Source organism: Kocuria sp. CPCC 205231 (assembly GCF_040980965.1).
Taxonomy (GTDB): domain Bacteria; phylum Actinomycetota; class Actinomycetes; order Actinomycetales; family Micrococcaceae; genus Kocuria; species Kocuria rosea.
In genome coordinates, this window is record NZ_JAVKPP010000006.1 from 155,776 (window position 1) to 169,985 (window position 14,210).

16 protein-coding genes are annotated in these 14,210 nt (G+C 74.4%); 8 read left to right on the forward strand and 8 right to left on the reverse strand.

Annotation, left to right across the window (positions count from 1 at the left end; all coding sequences use genetic code 11):
• Positions 1-82: 82 nt before the first annotated feature.
• Positions 83-1,153 (forward strand): HoxN/HupN/NixA family nickel/cobalt transporter, encoded by a 1,071-nt coding sequence (locus RF640_RS08165; RefSeq protein ID WP_095651252.1) that lies wholly within the window; start codon positions 83-85, stop codon positions 1,151-1,153.
• Between the two features lie 5 nt (positions 1,154-1,158).
• Entirely contained in the window at positions 1,159-1,662 is a 504-nt protein-coding gene (locus RF640_RS08170) for a metallophosphoesterase (RefSeq protein ID WP_017833459.1), read from the forward strand.
• Positions 1,663-1,696: 34 nt separating this feature from the next.
• On the opposite strand, the gene RF640_RS08175 is transcribed toward RF640_RS08170, so the two are convergent.
• Positions 1,697-2,266, reverse strand: a complete 570-nt coding sequence (locus RF640_RS08175; protein WP_144835868.1) for a hypothetical protein — start codon at positions 2,264-2,266, stop codon at positions 1,697-1,699.
• A gap of 149 nt (positions 2,267-2,415) precedes the next feature.
• Positions 2,416-2,712, reverse strand: a complete 297-nt coding sequence (locus RF640_RS08180) for a DUF1540 domain-containing protein (RefSeq protein WP_109242937.1) — start codon at positions 2,710-2,712, stop codon at positions 2,416-2,418.
• Between the two features lie 234 nt (positions 2,713-2,946).
• Here RF640_RS08180 and RF640_RS08185 point away from each other — a divergent pair, with 234 nt between their 5' ends.
• The 3 genes from RF640_RS08185 to RF640_RS08195 are packed head-to-tail and all read left to right on the forward strand — an operon-like array spanning position 2,947 to position 4,884.
• A complete protein-coding gene (locus RF640_RS08185) occupies positions 2,947-3,507 on the forward strand; it encodes a carboxymuconolactone decarboxylase family protein (protein WP_035927688.1) in 561 nt (186 codons plus the stop codon).
• Complete coding sequence (locus tag RF640_RS08190) at positions 3,504-4,514, forward strand: pirin family protein (protein WP_109242938.1); 1,011 nt, start codon at positions 3,504-3,506, stop codon at positions 4,512-4,514. The genes RF640_RS08185 and RF640_RS08190 overlap by 4 nt, the downstream gene beginning before the upstream one ends.
• Before the next feature lie 22 nt (positions 4,515-4,536).
• A complete protein-coding gene (locus tag RF640_RS08195; RefSeq protein ID WP_368827435.1) occupies positions 4,537-4,884 on the forward strand; it encodes a GNAT family N-acetyltransferase in 348 nt (115 codons plus the stop codon).
• A 63-nt stretch (positions 4,885-4,947) separates the two neighbouring features.
• Here RF640_RS08195 and RF640_RS08200 read toward each other — a convergent pair whose 3' ends face one another.
• The gene (locus RF640_RS08200; RefSeq protein WP_017833453.1) at positions 4,948-5,823 is read right to left on the reverse strand and encodes a shikimate dehydrogenase; all 876 of its coding nucleotides are present in this window, start codon (positions 5,821-5,823) and stop codon (positions 4,948-4,950) included.
• Between the two features lie 285 nt (positions 5,824-6,108).
• Between RF640_RS08200 and RF640_RS08205 the strand changes: the two genes are divergently transcribed.
• Positions 6,109-6,891 carry a cyclase family protein gene (locus RF640_RS08205; RefSeq protein ID WP_368827437.1) on the forward strand — a complete coding sequence of 261 codons (783 nt, stop codon included), beginning with the start codon at positions 6,109-6,111 and terminating at the stop codon, positions 6,889-6,891.
• Positions 6,888-8,606 (forward strand): thiamine pyrophosphate-binding protein, encoded by a 1,719-nt coding sequence (locus tag RF640_RS08210; RefSeq protein WP_368827439.1) that lies wholly within the window; start codon positions 6,888-6,890, stop codon positions 8,604-8,606. Before RF640_RS08205 ends, RF640_RS08210 begins: the two co-directional genes overlap by 4 nt.
• Before the next feature lie 55 nt (positions 8,607-8,661).
• Here RF640_RS08210 and RF640_RS08215 read toward each other — a convergent pair whose 3' ends face one another.
• A complete protein-coding gene (locus RF640_RS08215; protein WP_031283023.1) occupies positions 8,662-10,002 on the reverse strand; it encodes a hemolysin family protein in 1,341 nt (446 codons plus the stop codon).
• 130 nt (positions 10,003-10,132) lie between these two features.
• Between RF640_RS08215 and RF640_RS08220 the strand changes: the two genes are divergently transcribed.
• Positions 10,133-11,347, forward strand: a complete 1,215-nt coding sequence (locus RF640_RS08220; protein ID WP_109221727.1) for a glycerophosphodiester phosphodiesterase family protein — start codon at positions 10,133-10,135, stop codon at positions 11,345-11,347.
• 61 nt (positions 11,348-11,408) lie between these two features.
• Here RF640_RS08220 and RF640_RS08225 read toward each other — a convergent pair whose 3' ends face one another.
• From RF640_RS08225 to RF640_RS08240, 4 genes are all read right to left on the reverse strand, one after another.
• Positions 11,409-11,621, reverse strand: coding sequence for a hypothetical protein (locus RF640_RS08225; protein WP_017833937.1), 213 nt, complete (start codon positions 11,619-11,621; stop codon positions 11,409-11,411).
• 94 nt (positions 11,622-11,715) lie between these two features.
• On the reverse strand, positions 11,716-12,621 hold the full coding sequence (locus RF640_RS08230; protein WP_249033728.1) for an ABC transporter ATP-binding protein: 906 nt from the start codon (positions 12,619-12,621) through the stop codon (positions 11,716-11,718).
• Positions 12,611-13,384, reverse strand: a complete 774-nt coding sequence (locus RF640_RS08235; RefSeq protein WP_109268494.1) for an ABC transporter permease — start codon at positions 13,382-13,384, stop codon at positions 12,611-12,613. Before RF640_RS08235 ends, RF640_RS08230 begins: the two co-directional genes overlap by 11 nt.
• A complete protein-coding gene (locus RF640_RS08240; RefSeq protein WP_051063790.1) occupies positions 13,381-14,175 on the reverse strand; it encodes an ABC transporter permease in 795 nt (264 codons plus the stop codon). The genes RF640_RS08235 and RF640_RS08240 overlap by 4 nt, the downstream gene beginning before the upstream one ends.
• Positions 14,176-14,210: the final 35 nt, after the last annotated feature.

The following is a 14,210-nucleotide window of genomic DNA, read 5'->3' on the forward strand; positions in this document are numbered from 1 at the left end:
CGCCGCCGCGGGGGGCCGGTGCGCGCCCCCGGCCCCCGCGGCCCCTCCCCGAAGCCCGCCCCAGCCCAGCGAAAGGCCCGCCGTGAGCACCTCCCGCACCGTCCCCCCGTCCGTCGCCGGACGGCGCAGCGTCACCGTCATCGGCGCCGCGGTCGTCCTCCTGCACGTCGCGGGCTGGGGCGCGCTGCTCGCCCTCGCCCTGGGCACCGACACCCCCCAGGGGGGAACGGGACTGTTCGTGGGACTCGCCCTCAGCGCCTACGCCCTGGGCGTCCGGCACGCCTTCGACGCCGACCACATCGCCGCGATCGACAACGCGACGCGCTCGCTGATGGCGCGGGGCCGGGCGTCCGCGGCCACCGGCTTCTGGTTCGCCCTGGGCCACTCCTCGGTGGTCCTCGTCTCCGTGCTGCTGCTGGCCCTCGGCCTGGAGGCCTTCGCCGGCGGCCTCGCGGACGAGGGCTCCGGGCTGCGGCAGGCCGCGGGGATCTGGGGCGGCACCGTCTCCGGGCTGTTCCTCGTCACCGCCGGGGTGCTCAACCTCGCCGTGCTGCTCCGGCTTCGCCGGGCCCGCCGCACGGCGCGCACCGGCGCCCTGGACGCCGCCGAGCTGGACGCCCACCTCGCCGACCGGGGCGTGCTGCACCGCGTGCTGCACCCCGTGACCCGCATGGTGGACCGCCCGGCCAGGATGTACCCCGTCGGCTTCCTCTTCGGCCTCGGCCTCGACACGGCGGCCTCCATCGGGCTGTTCGTCATGGCCGGCGGGCTAGCCCCCGAGCTGCCCTGGTACGCGGTGCTCGTGCTGCCCGTGCTCTTCACCGCGGGCATGACGATGTTCGACAGCGCCGACGGCATCCTGATGAACCGGGTCTACGGCTGGGCCTCGGTGGACGCCCGCCGCCGGCTGAACTACAACGTCACGGTGACCACCGTCTCCGTCGTCATCGCCTTCGTGATCGGCGGGACGAGTCTGCTGTCCGTGCTCGCCGAGCTCCTGCAGCCGACCGGCGGCGCGCTCGCCCTCGTCGCGGCGATCGACCTCAACTTCCTCGGCATGGCCGTGATCGTGTTCTTCGGCGTCGTCTGGCTGGGCTCGAAGGGCCTGGACCGGATCCGCCGCGACGGACGACCGGTCCCTGTGCGAGGCTGATCGTCATGGTCCGACTCCTCCTGCTCGCCGACACGCACGTCCCCAAGCGCGCCCGCGACCTGCCCGCCGCGGTGTGGCGGGCCGTCGACGACGCCGAGGTGGTGCTGCACGCGGGCGACTGGATCGACCTCGCGACCCTCGACCGGCTCGAGGAGCGGGCCGCCCGCCTCGTGGGGGTCTGGGGGAACAACGACGGCCCGGAGCTGCGCGAACGGCTGCCCGAGGTGGCCCGCGAGACGCTCGGGGGCGTGCGCTTCGGGATGGTCCACGAGACCGGTGCCGCCGCCGGGCGGGAGGCCCGGATGGACCGGGCGTTCCCCGGCCTCGACGTCCTGGTCTTCGGCCACAGCCACATCCCGTGGGACAGCACCACCCCGGCGGGCCTGCGGCTGCTCAACCCCGGCTCCCCCACGGACCGGCGGCGCCAGCCGCACTGCACCTATCTGACGGCGGTCGCCGACGGCGGGCGGCTCACCGACGTGGAGCTCGTCCGCCTCCCGCCGCGCTGACGCCCCGCGGCACCGGCGCCGCCGGGCCGAGCGCTCAGAGCAGGCCCCGCAGCTGGTAGTAGCGCCGGCCCACCACGGTCCCGTTGACCCGGACGGCGGCCCACACCAGCACGAGCAGCAGCGCCACCAGCACGGCCGGGACGGGCACGAAGAGCGCCCACACCACCAGCGCCATGCCCGGGACGGCCAGCAGGATCGGCCAGGCGTACTGCACCATCTCCACCGCCATGTAGTCCTGCATCTCCCGCAGGACCGGGTCCCGCGGGACGGCGCCGCGGCGCACCGAGGTCCGCAGCCCCTTGCTCGCCCGGGCGCGGGCGTCCATGAGGTCGTTGCGGGGCGCGTCGTCCGCCCGGGTGAGCGAGAGGATGATGCCGCTGACCAGCAGGGCCGCCCCGCCCACCACGAGTCCCCACTGCACCGGGCTGAGCAGCCCCCTCTCGCCCAGGAGGAGCGCGGCCGCGATGCCGCCCAGCAGCCCGACCACCAGGCTCGCCACGACGGCCAGCACGATCCGGCGGGCCCAGACCGCGTCGAGCTCCCCGAGCCGGGGGATCTGCACGTGCGGGTGGTCGGCCCCGCTGAGCCGGATCTCCTCGTCCATGGCGCACCGTCCTCTCGTCGCCCCGTGCTGCTGCGCGGGCCCCTCCATTGTCCCGCGCCCTGGGCGCCGCGGCACGTCCGCCCCGGGACAGGCGGATACCCCGGCCCCGGTCAGGCGCCCGGGGCCGGGGACGGGGCGGCCGACGGTCCTCAGGCGGCCTGGTAGGTCAGGCAGTCGGCCTCGTCGGCGCCGGCGCCGATCTTCACGTCGTGGGCCGTGCACATCAGGTGCGCGTTGTGCGTGCACTCGGACCGCTGGCAGGCGCCGACCTCGGCGTGGACGGTGGGCAGGCCGCCGTCGGGACCCAGCGAGATGAACGTGCCGCAGTGCGCGTGGCCGGAGGACCCGGTCACGGTGATCGCGTGGGCCGTGCACTCGTGGTCGTGGTTGAACGAGCACTGCCCCACGGTGCAGTCGGAGACGGGAACGAACTCGGTGGTGGCCATGACTTCTCCTCCGGGAGGATCTCCGGGCCGGAGCCTGCTGCCCCGGCCTGAACAAGCTCTTCCAGGATGCGCCTCACGAGGGACGATGGATAGCGCATTTTTTCGTGCCCCAATGTCCGCGGGCCGGCCGACAGGGCCCCGCGGCGCCGCCCTTGACGGGGCACCGCCGGGGGGTATTCGCTGGACGCACGGCGGTGCCGCCCGGCGGCGCCGCGACGACCCCGAGGAGACCCCATGAGCGCCGGCGACCACTTCTACCTCGACAAGGCGGATCCCGGCAGCTGGCGGGCGCTCAACGGCCTGGCGCGCAAGGTCGCCGCCGCGGCCGAGGACGCCGGGCTGTCCCGGGCGCTCGTGGAGCTGCTCAACATCAGGGTCTCCCAGCTCAACGGGTGCGCCTACTGCCTCGACCTGCACACCGGCTACGCCGTGGAGGCCGGAGTGAGCGCGCAGAAGCTGGCGGTGCTCCCCGCCTGGCGCGAGACGGAGCTCTTCGACGACCTGGAGCGGGCCGCGCTGGCCATCGGGGAGTCCGTGGCCCTGCTGCCCGACGAGGAGACCCGGCTGGCGGAGCTGGCGGTGGCCCGGGCGGAGCTGACCGACGAGCAGTACTCGGCGCTGCAGTGGACGGCGGTGGCGATCAACGCCTTCAACCGGGTCTCCGTCCTCTCCCGCCACCGGGTCCGCCCCCGTGCGGCCGCGTCGGAGGGGCATCCCCCGGGAGAACGGGCCGCGGAGGAGCCGGCACCGGACGCCCCGCGCACCCCGTCGACCGTCGCGGGGGGCACGGCGTGACCAACCTGGACGTGGACCCGCAGGAGCTGCTGTGCTCCGAGGCCGTCGGGGCCGGCGCGCAGCTGCTGGCCCCGCGCGAGGTGCCCCTGGGCGGGCCCCGCGCGATGACCGTGCGCCGCACCCTGCCCCAGCGGCAGCGCAGTCTCATCGGGGCGTGGTGCTTCGTCGACCACTACGGCCCCGACCTGGTCTCGGAGTCCGGGGGCATGCGGGTGGCACGGCACCCGCACACCGGCCTGGCCACCGTGAGCCTGCTGTTCACCGGCGGGATCGCCCACCGGGACTCGGCCGGCTACGACGCGATCGTCCGGCCCGGTGAGGTCAACCTGATGGTCGCCGGACGGGGGATCTCCCACCAGGAGTTCTCCACCCCCGGCACCACGCTGCTGCACGGGGTCCAGCTCTGGTACGCCCTGCCGGAGGCGACCCGCCACATGGCACCCACCTTCGAGCACCACGCCCCCGAGCCGGTGGTCGGGGAGGGCACGGAGCTGCGCGTCTTCCTCGGCTCCCTGGCCGGCAGCACCTCCCCGGTGGACACCTTCACCCCGCCGCTGCTGGCCGCCGAGGCCACCCTGCGGCCCGGCGCCCGGCTGGAGCTGGAGCTGGACCCGGCCCTCGAGCACGGCGTGCTGCTCGACACCGGCGACCTGGCGCTCAACGGCGCCCCCGTGCCGGTGGACCACCTCGCCTACCTCCCGGTCGGGCAGGGTCCCGTGGTGCTGGAGGCCGGCCTGAGCCCGGTCCGGCTGCTGCTCATCGGCGGCGAGCCGCTGGGCGAGCAGATCGTGATGTGGTGGAACTTCGTCGGCCGCAGCCACGAGGAGGTCGTCGCCCACCGCGCCGCCTGGCAGTCGGAGATCGACGCCGAACCGGCCCCCGCGCCGGCCTCCGGCAGCTACGAGGACGGGGCGCCGTACCCGCGCTTCGGCCCCTACCCGGCGGAGCAGCCCGCCCCGCTGCCGGCGCCGCCGCTGCCCACCGTCCAGCTGCGGCCCCGCGGCTGAGCCCGTCCCCCAGGAGACCACCATGGACACCTCCGCCGTCACGGTGCGGAACAACCCCGGCCGGCAGCGCTACGAGCTCCTCGACGGGGAGACCGTCATCGGCTCGGCCCACTGGGTGCCCTTCGAGGGCCCCGGCGGGCCGCAGCGGATCTTCTACCACACCACCGTGGACGACGCCTACGGCGGGCAGGGCCTGGCCTCGAGACTGGCCCGGGAAGCCCTGGACGACACCGCCGGGGCCGGGCTGACGGTCGTCCCGGTGTGCCCCTACATCAAGAAGTGGCTGCACAGCCACCCCGACCACCAGCAGTACGCCGTGGCCGTGCGGCCCGAGCACCTCGCCGCCGTCCCGCGGCACGAGCAGCAGTGAGCCCGTCACCCGGGCCGGAGCCCGGGGGCGCCGGCCCGCGGCGGCCGGGACGGGAGCCCGGGCTCAGCCCCGCTGGGCCGCGATGAGATCGAGGAAGTGGGCGCGCATCCGGGCCCGGTCGGGCTCCACGCCGGTGATGAGCCGGAACGCGTCCACCGCCTGGCCGACCGCCATGTGGCCGCCGTCGAGCACCTGGCACCCCCGGGCCCGGGCCGCGGCGACGAGCTCGGTCTCCACCGGCAGGTAGACCACGTCGGCCACCCACTGCCGGGCCTCCAGCAGGCCGGGGTCCACGGGGGTGCCGGGGTGGTGGTGCATGCCCACCGGGGTGGCGTTGACCAGCCCGTCGGCCGCGCGCACCAGCTCCGGCAGCGTCTCGGCGGTGGCGGCCGCGACCTGCTGCCCGGGGAAGAGCTCGGCCATGGCGGCGGCCCGCTCGCCCGCCCGGGCGGGGTCCACGTCGAACAGGTGCAGGGTCTGCACGCCGGCGCTCAGCAGCGCGGAGGCCACGGCGGAGCCGGCGCCGCCGGTGCCGACCTGGACCACGCGGTCCTTGGCCGCGCCGGGGAGCACGGCCCGGAACCCCGCGGCGAAACCGGACACGTCAGTGTTGTGGCCGACGAACCGGCCGTCGCGGATCACCACCGTGTTGACGGCCCTCAGCGCGGCCGCCTCCGGGGCGACCTCGTCGAGGTGGTCCAGGACCAGCTGCTTGCACGGGTGCGTGATGTTGAAGGCGTTGAACCCGAGGTCCCGCCCGGCCCGCAGCAGCTCCCCCACGTCCTCGCCCGGGCGGCCGATCACCTCGAGGTCCACCGGACGGTACAGGTAGTGCAGCCCGTGGTTCCGCGCCTCGGTCTCGTGCATCGGCGGGGTGAGGCTGCGGGTGATCCCGTCGCCGATCAGGCCCACGAGGTAGGACTCGGAGGTGGTGCTCATGGTGGGCTCCTTGCGGGGTGCGGTCAGGACGCGGCCGCGCAGACCGCTCTCGGCGCAGCACCGGTGCCGGTGGCGCGGAGGGCATCGCGAGCCGTTGGGACGCCCATCACAGTACACCGGGAGGACGTGCAGGACCCGCTCTGCACTCACTGTGTGAACACGGATGCCACAGTGTGGAAGTGATTCCCACCGCGGGGGCGCCGGGCCCGCGCCGGGGCACAATGGGCGGCGAGGCAAGTGCCACGGCCCCGCCGACGGGGCCCACGAACTGCGGAGGGCGACGTCATGAGCGTGCTGGGCGAACTGGGGGCGGCGCTGGCCGCCGGGACCGTGGAGGTCGTGGACCTGACCACCCCCCTGGACCGGGACACCCCGATCCTGCGGCTGCCGGAACCGTTCGCCAACACGGTGGGCCTGTCCATGACCTCGGTGAGCGCCTACGACGAGGCCGGGCCCGGCTGGGCGTGGAACGACCTGACCCTGGGCGAGCACGCCGGCACGCACCTGGACGCGCCCGTGCACTGGATCACCGGCCGGGACGGGAGGTCGGTGGACCGGATCGAACCGGCGCGGCTCGTCGGGCCGGCCGCCGTCCTGGACCTCACCGCCGAGGCGGAGGCGGACGCGGACGCCCTGCTGGAGCCCGAGCACCTCGAGCGGTGGGAGGCCGAGCACGGGCGCTTCCCCGAGAACTGCTGGGTGCTCCTGCGCACCGGCTGGTCCGCCCGCGCGGACGACCCCGAGCGCTTCCTCAACGCCGACGCGGACGGCCTGCACGCACCGGGGCCGTCGGTGGCCGCCGCCGAGTGGCTCGCCGCCCACCCGCACGTGAGCGGTTTCGGCGTGGAGACCGTCGGCATCGACGCGGGCATCGCCGGCGGCTTCGACCCGCCCTTCCCCGCCCACCACCACCTGCTGGGCCACGACAAGTACGGGCTGACCTCCCTGCGCCGCCTCGACCGGCTGCCGGTCCTCGGGGCGCAGCTCGTGGTCGCGCCCCTGCCGGTCGTGGGCGGCACGGGCAGCCCCGCCCGGATGCTCGCCCTCGTCGAGCGGGCCGGGGCGTGACCGGCACGGTCGCCCAGCTCGTGGGCCGTGCGCTCGCGGAGCTGGGCGTGGGGCACGCGTTCGGCGTGGTGGGCAGCGGGAACTTCCACCTCACCAACGCGCTCATCGCGGCGGGCGTGCCCTTCACGGCCGCCCGGCACGAGAACGGCGCCGCGACCATGGCCGACGCCTGGGCCCGCACCAGCGGGCGCGTCGCCGTGGTCACCACGCACCAGGGCTGCGGGCTGACCAACGCGACCACCGGCATCGGCGAGGCCGCGAAGTCCCGCACCCCGCTGATCGTGCTCACCGCCGACACCCAGGCCGCGGCCGTGCACTCCAACTTCCGGATCGACCAGGACGCCCTCGCCCGGGCGGTGGGGGCGGTGGCCGAGCGGGTGCACTCCCCCGCGAGCGCCGCGGCCGACGTCGCCCGGGCCGTCCGGCGCGCCCGCAACGACCGCCGCACCGTGGTGCTCAGCGTCCCGCTCGACGTCCAGGCGTCCCCCGCCCCCGAGGGCGCCGTGGTGCCCGCGCTCCCGCCCGCGCCGCGCGTACGCCCGGACGAGGACACCGCCGAGCGCCTGGCGGGGATGCTGGCCGCCGCGCGCCGGCCGGTGTTCGTGGCGGGACGCGGCGCCCGGGGGGCCCGCGCCGAGCTGACCGCCCTCGCCGAGCGCTCGGGGGCGCTGCTGGCGACGTCGGCGGTGGCCAAGGGCCTGTTCGCCGGCGAGGACTTCGACCTCGGCATCTCCGGGGGCTTCTCCTCCCCGGCGACCGCGGAGCTGATCGGGGCGGCCGACCTCGTGGTGGCGTGGGGCTGCGCCCTGACCATGTGGACCACCCGGCACGGGCGCCTCCTGGGCCCCGAGGCCGCGGTGGTGCAGGTGGACCTCGAGGAGTCCGCCCTGGGCGCGCACCGGCCGGTGGACCGGCCGCTGGACCTCGGGGTCGTGGGCGACTGCGCGCTCACCGCCCGGGACGTCCTCGCCGCGCTGGAGCGCGACGACCTGCGGACGGGCGGCACCGCAGGAGAGGGCGCGGCCGGGCCGGGAGCCGCCGCCCCGGCGTCGTCGTCCTGGCGCACGCCCGAGCTGGCCGCGCGGATCGCCCGGGAGGCCCGGTGGCGGGACGTCGCGTTCGAGGACCTGTCCACGGCGGAGCGGATCGACCCGCGGGTGCTGTCCCGCGAGCTGGACGCGATGCTGCCGGCCGAGCGGGTCGTGGCCGTCGACAGCGGCAACTTCATGGGCTACCCCAGCCAGTACCTCTCCGTGCCGGACGAGCGCGGGTTCTGCTTCACCCAGGCCTTCCAGTCCGTGGGCCTGGGCCTGGCCACGGCCATCGGCGCCGCGCTGGCGCAGCCGCACCGGCTGCCGGTGCTCGGCACGGGGGACGGCGGTTTCCTCATGGGGATCGCCGAGCTCGAGACCGCCGTCCGGCTGGGCCTGCCGCTGGTGTGCGTGGTCTACGACGACGCCGCGTACGGCGCGGAGGTGCACCACTTCGCCGGTGACGGGGACGCGCCCCTGGACACCGTGGTCTTCCCGGACGCCGACATCGCCGCGATCGGCCGGGGCTTCGGCGCCGACGGCGTGGTCGTGCGCTCCGCCGAGGACCTGGCCGCCGTGCGCACCTGGCTCGACGGGCCCCGGGACCGGCCCTTGGTGATCGACGCCAAGATCGCCTCCGACGGCGGGGCGTGGTGGCTGGCCGAGGCCTTCCGGGGCCACTGACCCGGCTCCCGCGCCACGAGGTCACCGCCGGCGGGACGGGCCCCGCCGGGACGGATCAGGCCCCGGACCGGCCGTCCTCCGCCGCGTCCCGCCGCAGCCGGGTGATCCGCACCCGCTCCACCCGGCTGCGGTCCACGGCCAGGACCTCGAGCCGGTAGCCGTCCACGTCGACGACGTCCGCCGGGCGCGCCACCCGCCCCAGCCGGTCCATCACGAACCCGCCGACCGTCTCGTAGTGGCCCTCGGGGATGACGAGCCCCGCCTCCACCGGGACCTCCTGGATGATCAGCCCGCCGTCCACGAGCACGGCCCCGCCCTCGCGCAGCACCGTGTCCTCGTGCTCCCGGACCCCGGCGTCGAACTCGTCGTAGATCTCGCCCACGAGCTCCTCCACGAGGTCCTCGAGGGTCACGATGCCCGCCGTCCCGCCGTACTCGTCGACCACCAGCGCGATGTGGTGCCCGTCCTTGCGCATGGCCTGCAGGGTGCGCAGCACGTGGTTGGTCTCCGGCAGGAAGGGGATGGGCCGCACCACGTCCCGCAGGGTCCGCGGCGGGGCCTCGATGACCCCGTCGCCGTCCTGGTCCGCGACCACGAGGTCGCGGATGTGCACGAAGCCCAGGACGTCGTCCACGCTCGTGCCGAGCACGGGGTAGCGGGAGTGCGGCAGGGCCAGGGCCGTGCGGTAGGCCTCCGTGACGGGCAGGGTGCCGTCCAGGAAGTGGACGTCGGGGCGCGGGCGCATGACCTCGGCGAGGCGGCGCTCGCCCGCCTCGAAGACGTCCGTGAGGATCGAGCGCGAGACGGCCCCGATGCCCCGGGTGTCCACGACCATCTCCCGGATCTCCTCCGCCGAGACCTCCTCGGTGACGGCGTGCGGGTCCCCGCCCACCAGCCGGACCACGAGGTTCGTGGACACGGACAGCAGCCAGATGACGGGGCGCATGAGCGTGGCGAAGACGCTCAGCGGAGGGGCCAGGATCTTCGTGAAGCCCACGGAGCGCTGCATGGCCAGGCGCTTGGGCACGAGCTCCCCGAGGACGAGGGAGAGGTACGCGATCACCAGGGTCATGCCGATCAGCGCGGAGGTCTCCGCGGCCGCGGTGGACAGACCGGCCCGCTCGAAGACGGGGGCCACGTCCGGGGCGAGCGTCGAGGCGCCGTAGGCCGAGGAGAAGAACCCCGCCACCGTCACGCCGATCTGCACCGCCGAGAGGAAGAGGTTGGGGTCCCGGACGAGGGCGGCGGTCCGGGCGCCCTTGCGGCCCGAGCGCTCGATCCGCTTGACCTGGCTCTCCCGCAGGCTCACGATCGCCATCTCGGTGCCCGCGAAGACGCCCCCGACGGCCACGAACAGCAGGACCAGGAGGATGTTCACGATCGTGCTGTTGTCCATGGCGCCCACAGTACCGGCCGCCTCCGGGACGCCAGGAGATCACCTGCTCGTCACGTCGCGTTGACCGGTTCGTCTCCGCGCTCCGCTTCGGTGGAGGGGCACTGTCCCCCCAGGCACGAGGAGCACCGTCATGACCACCCGTTCCCCCCGCACCCTGCGCGGCGCCGCCGCGGCCCTGTCCGCCGTGGCCGTGCTCGGCTCGGCGCTGCCGGCCGCCGCCGCCCCGTCCGGCACCGAGGACCCGATCGTCGTCGGGCACCGCGGCGCCGCCGGCACCGCCCCCGAGAACACGGTCCCCGCGTTCAAGGACGCCCGCGCCGCCGGCGTCGACTACCTGGAGATCGACGTCCAGCTCAGCGCCGACGGCGTGCCGTTCCTGTTCCACGACAGCACCCCCGCGCGCACCACGGACGTCGAGGAGGTCTTCCCCGGCCGCGAGGACGACCCGATCACGTCCTTCACGTGGGACGAGCTGCAGCAGCTCGACGCCGGCTCCTCCTTCGACGCGCAGTTCGCCGGGGAGCGGATTCCCCACCTCGACGACGCCGCGCGGATCGCCACCGTCAACACCGGCGTCTACATCGAGATCAAGTCCCCGCAGAACTCCCCCGGCATCGAGCAGGTCGTGGCCGACGCCCTGGCCGAGGACCGGGACTGGGCGAAGCTGCTCGCGGCGGACAAGGTCACCGTCATCGGCTTCGACGAGGCGTCCAACCGGACCTTCGCCGGGCTGGCCCCCGACGTGCCCCTGCAGCAGCTCACCGGCAGCGTCCCGGACGCCGCCACGATCGAGCGGTGGGCCGGTGTCGTGGACTCCGTGGGCACGAACTACCGCACCCTCGACGCCGGCGACGTCGCGCGCGTCGACGCCGCCGGCCTGGCCCTGGGCGTCTACACCGTCAACTCCCCGGAAGCGGTCCAGCACGTGGTGGACCTCGGCGTCGACATGATCACCGGCGACTTCCCCCTCCAGACGGCCCGCCACCTGGACGGGCGCGACCCCTTCCCCGCGAACAACGGGATCCGGATCGAGGACTCCGTCAACGACGTCCCCGGCGACGACCTCCAGCCCGGGACCGGCGAGCACGTGGTGCTCACCAACACGGGCCGGACCGCCGTGGACGTCAGCGGGTACGTGCTGCGCGACGCCGCGAACAACGTCCTCACCGTGGGCGAGGGCTACGAGCTGGCCCCGGGCGGGCGCCTGCGCGTGCACACCGGACCGGGCACCGGCACGGAGGACGCCCACTACAACGGCGGCACCTCCGCCGTGCTCAACAACGGCGGCGAGTCCGTCGCCCTGTGGACGGACAACGGCCGGCTGCTGGACGTCTTCGCCAACTGATCCGGGACGCCCCCGCGCCGGGCGGGCCCCGCCGGCGACCACCGACGGGGCCTGCCCGGGCTCACCAGAGGTGGCGGCACTGCCCGTTCTGGCAGGAGAACTCGGGGGCGCGCCCGTCGGGCAGCATCATCGACGGGGACGCCAGCTCGACGTCGCGCGCCAGGTCCCAGTCGTCGGGCATGATCTGCACGTAGACCAGCTCGAACCCGGTGGCGCCGCAGCGCGGGCACGGCGCGGTGGTGCCGCGCAGACCGTCGGACGGGGTGGTGCTCATGGCGGGCCTCCCGGGGAGAACGGCCCCGGGCGCTCCGGAGCCGGTGGGCCCAGTGTAGTGGGCGCACCGGCTCCGGACGCGGCCGCGGGCCGGCTCAGGCCCTCGTGCCCGCCTCCCGCTTGGCGCGCTGGATCTCCTCGTAGACGTGCCCGCGCAGCTCGGTGAACCGCGGCAGGCCGCGGGTGGTGAGCTGGTCGCGGTCGTCGGGCAGGTCGATCGGGAGGTCCTCCTGGACCACGGTGGGCGAGCTCGAGAGGATGATGACGCGCTCGCCGAGGTAGACGGACTCGTCGATGTCGTGGGTCACGAACAGCACGGTCACGCCCATCCGGTGCCACACGTCCCGGATGAGGTCCTCGAGGTCGGCGCGGGTCTGGGCGTCCACCGCGGCGAAGGGCTCGTCCATCAGCAGGATCTTCGGCTGGTAGGCGACCGCCCGGGCGATGGCGACGCGCTGCTGCATGCCGCCGGAGAGCTGCCACGGGTACTTCTTGTCCGCGCCGCGCAGGTCCACGGCGGCGATCGCCTCCTCCACGAGCCGGTTCCGCTCGTCCCGGGCCAGCCTGGCGTTCTTCAGCGGCAGCTCCACGTTCTCGCGGACCGTCATCCAGGGGAACAGGCTGCGCCCGTACTCCTGGAAGACCACGGCCATGTCCTTGGGCGGACCGGTCACCTTCTCGCCGCCCAGCAGCACCTCGCCGGAGGTCGGCGCCATGAGCCCCGAGATGCACTTGAGCAGCGTGGTCTTGCCGGAGCCGGAGGGCCCCACGAGGCACGCCAGCTCGCCGCGGCCGAGGTCGAACGTGAGGTTGCGGACCGCCTCCACGTCGCCGTGGTCGCTCTGGTAGATCTTCTGCAGCCCGCGCACGGACAGCAGCACGTCCTTCCCGCCGGTGCGTCCGGCGCCGGCGTCCGAGACCCCGGTGGCGGTCGCGTCCGTGCCGGTCCGGGGTGCGGTCGCGCCGCCGTCCACTGCCGAGCTTCCTGATTCAGCCTGCATTCTCCACCTCTTTCAGGCCCCGGTACCAGGCGAGGACCTTGCGTTCAACACGTTGGAAGACGAACGCCAGCACCACCCCGATGAGACCCAGGACGGCGATGCCGCTCCACATCTCGGGGATGGCGAACGATCGCTGGAACTGCACGATGGTGAAGCCGAGCCCCGAGGACGAGGCGAACATCTCCGAGATCACCATCAGGATCAGCCCGATCGACAGGGCCTGCCGGATGCCGGCCATCATCTGGGGGCTGGCGGCGGGGATCACCAGGTGGACGATCCGCGACCACCCGTGGATCCCGTACGAGCGCGCCGTCTCGTTCATGACGGAGTCGACCGAGCGCACGCCCTCGATGGTGTTCAGCAGGACGGGCCACACGGACCCGAGCACGATCACCACCACCTTCATCTGGTCGTTGACGCCGATGAGCAGCATCAGCACGGGCACCAGCACCGGCGGCGGGATCGCCCGGAAGAACTCGAGCACGGGCTCCAGCAGGTTCCGCAGCCAGCGCACCGACCCGATGACGAGCCCGGCGACGACGCCGAGCAGGATGGACAGCGCCAGCCCGACCAGGAGCCGGCCGATGCTCGGCAGCACGTCGTCGAAGAACCGGTCGCCGAACCAGACGTCCACGAACGTCGTGGCGAACTCGCCCGGCTCCGGGACGTAGAAGTTGGTCGTCGTCAGGGTGTAGGCCCACCACAGCAGGACCAGCAGGACGGGCAGCGCGAGCGCGTAGCCCAGGGTCTTGACGAGTCTCACACCGCCACCTCTCCGCGGACGGACGAGTGCCAGGCCAGCGCCCGGCGCTCGAGCGCCCGCATCCCCAGGTTGATGAGCACGCCCAGCAGCCCGGCCGTGACGATGAACGCGTACATGGCCGTGACGGCGCCGCCGGACTGGGCCAGGGAGATCTCCCGGCCCAGCCCCGGCGTGCCGATCACGAGCTGGGCGGTGACCGCCAGGATCAGCGCCACGGCCGCCCCGAGCCGCAGCCCGGTGATCACGTAGGGCAGGGACGTGGGCCACGTGACGTACCGGACGCGGGCCAGCGTCCCGAGCCCGTAGCTCTTGGCCGTGTCCTGCGCCACGGTGTCCACGTCCCCGACCCCGTAGAGGACCTGGATGAGGATCTGCCAGAAGGACGCGTACACGACCAGCAGCAGGGTGGACTCGAGCTGCACGCCGAACAGCAGGACGGCCAGCGGGATGAGCGCGACCGACGGGATGGGCCGGAGGAACTCGATCGTGCTGTGGGTGGCCCGGCGCAGGAACGTGCTGCTGCCGATGACCAGCCCCAGGACGATCGCGGCGACCGCGGCGATCAGCAGCCCGAGGAACCAGGCCCGGACGGTCTGCCAGACCGCCAGCCAGAAGCCCGCCGAGCCGAGCTGCTCCCCGAGCTCCAGCAGGACCGCGCTGGCCGGGGGCAGGTACCGGGGGTCGACGATCCCCGTCAGGGGCAGCAGCTCCCAGGTGAGCAGGAACCCGAGGATCCCCAGCACCCCGAGAACCCCGGGCCCCCAGGCCCGTCCCGTGCGCTTTCGTGCCATGTCGTGCTCCCTCCCTCGGGTGCCGGGTCCGCGGA

Excerpts from the sequence above, each read along its gene's own strand:
- RF640_RS08170 (WP_017833459.1), top strand. The coding sequence starts at position 1,159 with ATGGTCCGACTCCTCCTGCTCGCCGACACGCACGTCCCCAAGCGCGCC.
- RF640_RS08175 (WP_144835868.1), bottom strand. The coding sequence starts at position 2,266 with ATGGACGAGGAGATCCGGCTCAGCGGGGCCGACCACCCGCACGTGCAG.
- RF640_RS08180 (WP_109242937.1), bottom strand. The coding sequence starts at position 2,712 with ATGGCCACCACCGAGTTCGTTCCCGTCTCCGACTGCACCGTGGGGCAG.
- RF640_RS08185 (WP_035927688.1), top strand. The coding sequence starts at position 2,947 with ATGAGCGCCGGCGACCACTTCTACCTCGACAAGGCGGATCCCGGCAGC.
- RF640_RS08195 (WP_368827435.1), top strand. The coding sequence starts at position 4,537 with ATGGACACCTCCGCCGTCACGGTGCGGAACAACCCCGGCCGGCAGCGC.
- RF640_RS08200 (WP_017833453.1), bottom strand. The coding sequence starts at position 5,823 with ATGAGCACCACCTCCGAGTCCTACCTCGTGGGCCTGATCGGCGACGGG.
- RF640_RS08205 (WP_368827437.1), top strand. The coding sequence starts at position 6,109 with ATGAGCGTGCTGGGCGAACTGGGGGCGGCGCTGGCCGCCGGGACCGTG.
- RF640_RS08215 (WP_031283023.1), bottom strand. The coding sequence starts at position 10,002 with ATGGACAACAGCACGATCGTGAACATCCTCCTGGTCCTGCTGTTCGTG.
- RF640_RS08220 (WP_109221727.1), top strand. The coding sequence starts at position 10,133 with ATGACCACCCGTTCCCCCCGCACCCTGCGCGGCGCCGCCGCGGCCCTG.
- RF640_RS08225 (WP_017833937.1), bottom strand. The coding sequence starts at position 11,621 with ATGAGCACCACCCCGTCCGACGGTCTGCGCGGCACCACCGCGCCGTGC.
- RF640_RS08230 (WP_249033728.1), bottom strand. The coding sequence starts at position 12,621 with ATGCAGGCTGAATCAGGAAGCTCGGCAGTGGACGGCGGCGCGACCGCA.
- RF640_RS08240 (WP_051063790.1), bottom strand. The coding sequence starts at position 14,175 with ATGGCACGAAAGCGCACGGGACGGGCCTGGGGGCCCGGGGTTCTCGGG.